The 7,660-nt window shown below is 75.6% G+C and carries 6 protein-coding genes; 5 read left to right on the forward strand and 1 reads right to left on the reverse strand.

Annotation, left to right across the window (positions count from 1 at the left end; genetic code table 11):
* Positions 1-273 precede the first annotated feature (273 nt).
* The 5 genes from CTKZ_RS14580 (at position 274) to CTKZ_RS14600 (ending at position 5,003) form a co-directional block, all read left to right on the forward strand.
* Positions 274-1,197: an ABC transporter ATP-binding protein gene (locus tag CTKZ_RS14580; protein WP_124343623.1), complete on the forward strand. Its 924-nt coding sequence runs from the start codon at positions 274-276 to the stop codon at positions 1,195-1,197.
* Entirely contained in the window at positions 1,194-1,973 is a 780-nt protein-coding gene (locus CTKZ_RS14585) for an ABC transporter permease (protein ID WP_124343624.1), read from the forward strand. The genes CTKZ_RS14580 and CTKZ_RS14585 overlap by 4 nt, the downstream gene beginning before the upstream one ends.
* 114 nt (positions 1,974-2,087) lie before the next feature.
* On the forward strand, positions 2,088-3,068 hold the full coding sequence (locus CTKZ_RS14590) for a COX15/CtaA family protein (protein WP_124343625.1): 981 nt from the start codon (positions 2,088-2,090) through the stop codon (positions 3,066-3,068).
* Between the two features lie 100 nt (positions 3,069-3,168).
* Positions 3,169-4,185 (forward strand): ATP-binding cassette domain-containing protein, encoded by a 1,017-nt coding sequence (locus tag CTKZ_RS14595; RefSeq protein ID WP_124343626.1) that lies wholly within the window; start codon positions 3,169-3,171, stop codon positions 4,183-4,185.
* Positions 4,182-5,003: an ABC transporter permease gene (locus tag CTKZ_RS14600; protein ID WP_124343627.1), complete on the forward strand. Its 822-nt coding sequence runs from the start codon at positions 4,182-4,184 to the stop codon at positions 5,001-5,003. The genes CTKZ_RS14595 and CTKZ_RS14600 overlap by 4 nt, the downstream gene beginning before the upstream one ends.
* A gap of 58 nt (positions 5,004-5,061) precedes the next feature.
* Here CTKZ_RS14600 and CTKZ_RS21635 read toward each other — a convergent pair.
* Positions 5,062-7,660 (reverse strand): ATP-binding protein (locus CTKZ_RS21635; protein WP_160142907.1); only part of this gene is annotated, 2,599 nt, incomplete at its 5' end.

Below are 7,660 nucleotides of genomic sequence, written 5' to 3' on the forward strand. Positions count from 1 at the left end.
GTCACCTCCCGGATCGTGGGGCCTCCCCCCACGCCGCGCGACCGGACGGACCGGCCGAGGGCACGACCGGGGGATGGTCGCGATATTGGCAACATCCTTGTTGCCGAAATCCATCCCTGCAAGCAAGGGTGACCTTCCCGCAGGTCGCGACGCGCGACGGGCGCCCGTGCCCACCGGCGAGGACGCGACGCCCGCGAGGCCGGCTGTGGCGGACGTCACCCCGGAGGGCGGACGCTCCGGGCCGGCCGGACCGCGCGCCTAGACTCCCCTCTCGTGCCCGACTCCCCCGCGCTGGAGGTCCGTGGGCTCGTCAAGCGGTACGGCGGTCGCGCCGTCGTCGACGGGCTCGACCTCGCCGCGCTCCCCGGCCAGGTCACGGCCGTGCTCGGGCCCAACGGCGCCGGCAAGACGACGACCATCGAGTGCTGCGAGGGGCTGCGCACGCCCGACGAGGGTGCCGTGCGCGTCCTCGGGCTCGACCCGCGCACGCAGGCCCGCGAGCTCCGCCCGCGCGTGGGCGTCATGCTCCAGGACGGCGGCCTGCCGACGTCGATCCGCGCCGCCGACATGCTCGCGCACGTCGCGCGCATGTACGCCGACCCGCGCGACCTCGGCGAGCTCACCGAACGGCTCGGGCTCGGGTCGTTCGCGCGCACCACGGTCCGGCGCCTGTCCGGCGGGCAGCGGCAGCGTCTCGCGCTCGCCGCGGCGGTCGTCGGGCGGCCCGACGTCGTGTTCCTCGACGAGCCCAGCGCAGGCATGGACCCGCAGGCACGGCTCGCCGTTTGGGAGCTCGTGCGCGAGCTGCGGGCCGAGGGTGTCGCCGTGCTGCTCACGACCCACCTCATGGACGAGGCCGAGGACCTCGCGGACCACGTGGTCGTCGTCGACCAGGGCCGCGTCCTCGCCGAGGGGTCGGTCGCGGACCTGCTGGCGTCGGCGGACGACCGCTCGCTCCGCCTGGAGACGCGCGCCGGTCTCGACCTGGACGGCCTGCGCACCGCGCTCGGCGACGGGTTCGCCGTCGCCGAGGCCGCGCCCGGCACGTACGTCGTCTCCGGCGCGGTCGAGCCCGCGACCGTCGCGGCCGTCACGGCCTGGCTCGCCGCGGGCGACGTGCTCGCGACGCGCCTGTCGGTGGGCCGCTCGACGCTCGAGGACGTCTTCCTCGACCTGACGGGACGGGACCTGCGATGACGACGACCACCGCCGACCGCCGCGCGCACGCCGGAGCCGCCCCCACGTGGCGTCGGGTCCTCGCGCAGACGTCGTTCGAGGCCCGCGCGATCCTGCGCAACGGCGAGCAGCTGCTCGTCACGGTCGTCGTGCCCGTCCTCGTGCTCGTCGGGCTGACGCGCGGCACGTTCGTCGAGCTCGACACCGGCGGCGCGAGCCGCATCGACTTCCTCGCACCCGGCGTCCTGGCGCTCGCCGTCATGACGACGTCGTTCACGTCGCAGGCCATCGCGTCGTCGTTCGACCGGCGCAACGGCGTGCTGCGGCTGCTGTCCACGACGCCGCTCGGTCGCGGCGGGCTGCTCGCGGGCAAGGTGCTCGGCGTGCTCGTCGTCGAGCTCGTGCAGGTGCTCGTCATCGGCGCCGCGGCCGTCGTGCTCGGCTGGCGTCCGGACCCCGCCGGGATCCCGCTCGCCGCCGTCGCCGTCGTGCTCGGCACCGCGGCGTTCACGTCGCTCGCGATGCTCGTCGCCGGCACGCTGCGCGCCGAGGCCGTGCTCGCCGTCGCCAACCTCGCGCTGCTCGTGCTCGCGGTCGCGGGCGGCGTGATCGTGCCCGCGAGCAGCCTGCCGGGCCCGCTCCAGCACGTCGCGCTGCTGCTGCCGTCGGGCGCGCTCGGCGAGGCCATGCGCGAGACGCTGCTGCACGGCGTCCTGCCGCCGTGGTCGGTCGTCGTGCTGCTCGGCTGGACCGCCGCGCTCGGCTGGGGCGCGGGACGCCTGTTCCGCTGGCACTGACGGCCGACCGGCACGCGCGAGGGACGGGCGCCCGGCTGCCGGCGTCGTGACGTGTGACGCGGCTCGCGCCCCGCACGGTCGGACCGTCCATCGCGCCGAACTACCCTGGGACGCGTGACGACGCCCGCCACCGCCCCCGTCCGGCCGCCCCTGCTCGACCGCCTGCGGCCGCGCTGGACCCGGCCCGCGATCGTCGCGAACCTGATCGGGCAGATCGTCATCGTCGGCACCGGCGGCGCCGTGCGGCTCACCGGGTCGGGGCTCGGCTGCTCGACGTGGCCGCAGTGCGAGCCGGGCGAGTTCACGCCCCGGTTCCACGAGGCCACGTCGATCCACCCGTTCATCGAGTTCGGCAACCGGACGATCACCGGCGTGCTGGGCATCCTCGCGATCGTCGTCGCGCTCCTCGTCTTCTCCGACCGGAGCCGCTCGGCCGCCTACCGCTGGCTCGGCCTCGCGCCGCTCGCCGGGGTCGCGGTGCAGGCCGTCGTCGGCGGGATCACCGTGCTCGTCGACCTGCACCCCGCGATCGTCGGCGGCCACCTGCTCATCTCGATGGCGCTGATCGCCGCGTCGACGTGGCTGCTCGTGCGGTCCGCCGAGGGCGACGCGCGACCCGAGCCGCTCGTCGACCGCACGACGTACGGCCTGCGCTGGCTGCTCGCCGCGCTCACCGTCGTCGTCCTCGTGCTCGGGGTCGTCGTCACCGGCGCCGGGCCGCACTCGGGCGACGAGGAGGTCGGCTACCGGTTCGCGGTCGACCCGTACGCGATGGCTCGCGTGCACGCGGCATCGGTGTGGCTCTTCGTCGCGGTCCTCGCCGTCATGCTGTGGCGGGTCCTGCGGTCGCAGGTCGGCGGTCGACCCCGCACGGTCGGGCTCGTGCTGCTCGGCGTGACGCTCGGGCAGGGGCTGATCGGGTACGTCCAGCTCTTCACCGGCCTGCCGATCGCGCTCGTCAACCTGCACATGGTGGGGGCGGCGCTGCTCGCCGCGGGCGTCGTGTCGTTCTGCGGCACGCTCCGCACGCGCGGGCCGGTGCCCGTCGTCCCGGGCGCCGGTGCGCCCGCGGCCGCGCCGCTGACGGCGGTCTGACAGCGGACCGACAGCGGCCCGCCGGCGGCGCCACGCGCTGACAGCGGGCTGACAGCGGGGTCCGTCCACCCTGGTCACGACAACGACCAGGGAGGACACCATGACCCACCACACCTGGGCCATCGAGGCCGAGGGCCTCGTCAAGACGTTCGGCGAGCAGCGTGCCGTCGACGGCGTCGACCTCACCGTCCGGACCGGCACCGTCTACGGCGTGCTCGGCCCTAATGGTGCCGGCAAGACGACGACGATCCGCATGCTCGCCACGCTCCTGCGCCCCGACGCCGGCACGGCCCGCATCTTCGGGCACGACGTGGCGCACGAGCCGCACGTCGTGCGCCAGCTCATCGGCGTCACGGGCCAGTACGCGTCGGTCGACGAGACGCTGAGCGCGACCGAGAACCTCGTGCTCTTCTCGCGCCTGCACGGTCTGTCCCGCACCGCCGCGCGTGCCAAGTCCGCGGACCTGCTGGAGCGGTTCGGCCTGACGGAGGCGGCGAACAAGCCGCTGCGGAACTTCTCCGGCGGCATGCGGCGCCGGCTGGACCTCGCGGCGAGCCTCATCGCGCAGCCGCCGCTCATCTTCCTCGACGAGCCGACGACGGGCCTCGACCCGCGCACCCGCGCGCAGATGTGGGACACGATCCGCGAGCTCGTCGCGACCGGTTCGACGGTCCTGCTCACGACCCAGTACCTCGACGAGGCCGACCAGCTCGCGGACCGCATCGCGGTCATCGACCGCGGCCGCGTCGTCGCCGAGGGCACCGCCGACGAGCTCAAGTCGGCGGTCGGGACGCAGTCGCTGCAGCTGCGGCTCGCCGACCCCGGCCAGGTGCTGGCCGCCGCGGCGACGATCCGCGACCGGTTCCGCGTCGAGCCGACGGTCTCCCCCGAGGCCGCGCGCCTCACCCTCCCGCTGGACGACCCCGCCGCGGTGACCGACCTGCTCGTGCTGCTGCGCGAGCGCGGCCTCGCCGTCGACGAGCTGTCCATGCAGAAGCCCTCGCTCGACGAGGTCTTCCTCACGCTCACCGGCCACCCGGCCGAGGCGTCCGACGACGCGGACGCGTCCGCGGCCGAGCACGCGGCCGACGCCGCAGGAACGACGGTGAACGCATGAGCGCCACGACCCTGACCCCCACCACCGGCGTCCCCGCCGACCTCGCGCGCACCGTCTCGTGGCCCGTCGCGGTGAAGCAGTCGCTCACCATGGCGTGGCGCGGGCTGCTCAAGGTCCGCCGCACGCCCGAGCAGCTCTTCGACGTGACGCTGCAGCCGATCATCTTCACGCTGATGTTCACGTACATCTTCGGCGGCGCGATCTCCGGCAGCGTGCGCGACTACCTGCCGATCATCATCCCGGGCATCCTCGTCCAGACCGTCCTGACGACGTCGGTCGTCACGGGCGTCCAGCTCCGCGAGGACATGGACAAGGGCGTGTTCGACCGGTTCAAGTCGCTGCCGATCGCGCGCGTCGCACCCCTCGCGGGCGCGCTCGTCGCCGACGCGGTCCGGTACCTCATCGCGACGACGCTCACCTTCACGATGGGCTACGTCATGGGCTACCGGCCCGGCGGCGGGATCGGCGGCGTCGTGCTCGCCGGCCTGCTCGTGATCCTGTGCTCGTGGTCGCTGAGCTGGATCTTCGCGTTCTTCGGCGTCGTCGGGCGCACCGCGTCGTCCGTCCAGGGCATCTCGTTCCTCGTGCTCTTCCCGCTGACGTTCCTCTCGAACGCGTTCGTCGACCCGTCGACGATGCCACGGCCCCTGCAGGTGTTCGCCGAGGCGAACCCGGTGTCGCACCTCGTCACGGCCGTGCGCGAGCTCGCCAACACGGCGACCGTGACGCACGAGGTGGGCCTGGCGCTGCTGGGCTCCGCGATCGTCGTCGCGGTCTTCGCGCCCCTCGCGGTGCGGGCGTACATGCGCAAGGCCTGAGAGCAGGACGACGGACGCCCTGGGGACCTCTCCCCGGGGCGTCCGTCGCGTGTGCCGCTCAGCGCCAGAGCGCGTCGACGAGCGCGAGCGCCCGCGTCGCGGCGTGCCGTCGCCCGACGGCCCGCGCCCGCGCGCGTGCGGCGTCCGTCCGGTCCGTGCCCAGCAGCTCGCGGGCACGCGCGTCGAGCGGTGCGCGGTGCAGCATGGGCAGGTCCTGGCGTGAGCCGAGCAGCTCGGCGAGGAAGAAGAGCTCGAGCCCGTCGTCGACCCGTGACGCGTCGCCCGACCCCGCCCACGCGGCCGTGCCGAGACCGACGGCCGCGGTGCCGAGGACCGGGTGGTCGACGGCGTCGGCAGCGCGCACGCGCTGCCACTCGTGCACGTGCCGCGCGAGGGCCGGCGCCGGCGTGCTCGGCGCGGGCCGGGCGGCGCGGACCGCCTCCGGTGCGAGCACGAGGCGGGCGATCCAGCCGACCGTGATCATGATGAACCACGGCGACGTCCGCTCCCCTCCGCCGTCGGGCCCGAACGCGTCGTACGCGGCCTGGAGGTGGTCGAGCGCGGCGGCGACGTCGCCCTCCGCGGCCGCGATCTCACCCCGTCCGGCCCGCTCGAGGGCCACGAGCTCGGGCGACTGCCAGGTGGTGCGGCCCATGCGGCCCGACGCCGCGACCTCCGCGAGCGCGTCGCACCGGTCCCGCGCCGTGGCCAGGTCGCCGACGCCCACCGAGGCCGCGAGCTCGAGCCACGCGACCTGGTGCAGCTCCTCCTCGGCGACCAGGCGGCCCATCCCGGTGCGCGCCACCGACACCCATCGCAGCGCCTCCTGCGCGAGCCCTTCCTCGGCCGCGAGCTGCGCGAGGAACGACGCGTTGTTCGCCTCCGCCCAGACGTCGCCCCGGGCGACGCCCAGCGCGTACGCCTCCTCGACCCATCGCCGCGCCACCTCGAGCCGGCCCGAGTTCTCCGCGAGCTGCGCCGAGAGCATGTGGCCCAGCATCGCCAGGTAGGTGTCGCTCGACCGTCGGAGGTCCGCGAGCTCGCGCGCCATCCCGGCGACCGACCCCGCGAGCGCGAGCCCCGCGAACGCGCGCGTCCGGGGGCCGAGGTGCGACCCGAGCTCCCGCACGACCAGCCGCAGGCGCGCGAGCGCACGCGCGGTGCTCCCCGCGTCCCCGAAGATGCCCATCGCGGCGAGCTCCGTGAGCGCGAGCGCCGCCGCGTCCGCGTGCCGTGGCGCGACCCGCCACCCGTGCGTGCCCGCCAGCAGGTCGATGCCGAGGCCGAAGACCTGCTCGTGCGCCCCGCGCAGGCTCCAGTACCCGGTGAGCGCGACGTACAGCGCGTACGCCTCGCCCGTCAGGCCGCGGTCCAGCGCCGTGCGGAACGCGAGCAGCAGGTTGTCCTGCTCGCGGCGCAGCGCGCGCATCGCCGCGGGCTGGTCGCCGTCGACGAGCGCGGGTGCCCAGCGGTCGGCGAACGCGAGCGCCCACGCGAGCATCGCGTCGAGGGCGGCGTCGTGCTCGCCCGCCTCGGTCAGGCGCAGGTGGCCGAACTCGCGGACCGTCTCCAGCATGCGGTACCGGACGACCGGCTCGTCGTCGCCCTCGCCGCGGTCCTCCACGACGCTGCACAGGGACTGCAGCACGAGACCGTCGAGGGCGTCGAGCACGTCCCAGGCGTCGTCGGTGCCGGCTCCGTCCGTGGCGACGGCCCCGTCCCCGGTGACGGCGGGCGCGGTCGTCAGCCGGCCGAGCGCCGCGGCCGCGTCGAGGTCGAACCCGTCGGGCAGCACGGACAGACGGCGCAGCACGCGCTGCTCGTCGTCGCCCAGCAGGTGCCAGCTCCAGTCGATGACGGCCTCCAGCGTGCGGTGGCGGTCGGGCGCCAGCCGGTCCCCGGACCGCAGCAGCGCGAACCGGGCGTCGAGGCGACGCTCCACCTCCTCGACCGTCATGGTACGCACGCGCGCGGCGGCGAGCTCGATCGCGAGCGGCAGCCCGTCGAGCCGCGTCGCGATGCGCGCGACCACCTCGAGCGGCAGGGCGACCCCGGGCCGGGCGGCGCGCGCCCGCTCGCGGAACAGCTCGACGGCGGCGCCGTGACCGCCGTCGACCGGCAGCGGCGCGAGCGGGTGCACGCGCTCGCCTGCCACGAGCAACGGCGTACGGCTCGTGGTGAGGACCCGGAGGCCCGGCACGGCGGCCAGCAGCGCGTCCGCGCACTGCGCGGCCCCCGCGACCACGTGCTCGCAGTTGTCGAGCACGAGCAGGGTGGGGACCTCGCCCAACCGCTCGGCGATCCGGCCGGTCGCGTCGGTCGTCGCGGGGAGCCGGTCGCCCAGCCGCGCGCTGCGCGCGTGCGCGAGGCCGAGCGCCGACGCGATCGCGGTCTCCACGTCGGCGTCCGAGCGCACGCCCGCGAGCTCGACGACGACGACCCACGCGTCGTCCTGCGCGCGCCGGCCGACCTCCTGCACGAGCGTCGTCTTGCCCAGCCCGCCCGTCCCGAGCACGGTCACGAGGCGGGCGTCCGCCCACGCGGCGTCGACGGCGGCCAGGTCGTGGGCGCGTCCCAGCAGCGCGTGCCGCGCGGCGCGCAGGCCGACCGGGTGCCGGACGGGCGTGCGCCGGTGCGCGCTCGTCGCGGCGTCGCCC

Origin of the sequence: Cellulomonas algicola (assembly GCF_003851725.1) — a bacterium.
GTDB classification, from domain to species: Bacteria; Actinomycetota; Actinomycetes; order Actinomycetales; family Cellulomonadaceae; genus Cellulomonas; species Cellulomonas algicola.

Bases quoted from the DNA above. Each gene is read 5' to 3' on its own strand.
- CTKZ_RS14585 (WP_124343624.1), top strand. From the start codon at position 1,194: ATGACGACGACCACCGCCGACCGCCGCGCGCACGCCGGAGCCGCCCCC.
- CTKZ_RS14595 (WP_124343626.1), top strand. From the start codon at position 3,169: ATGACCCACCACACCTGGGCCATCGAGGCCGAGGGCCTCGTCAAGACG.
- CTKZ_RS14600 (WP_124343627.1), top strand. From the start codon at position 4,182: ATGAGCGCCACGACCCTGACCCCCACCACCGGCGTCCCCGCCGACCTC.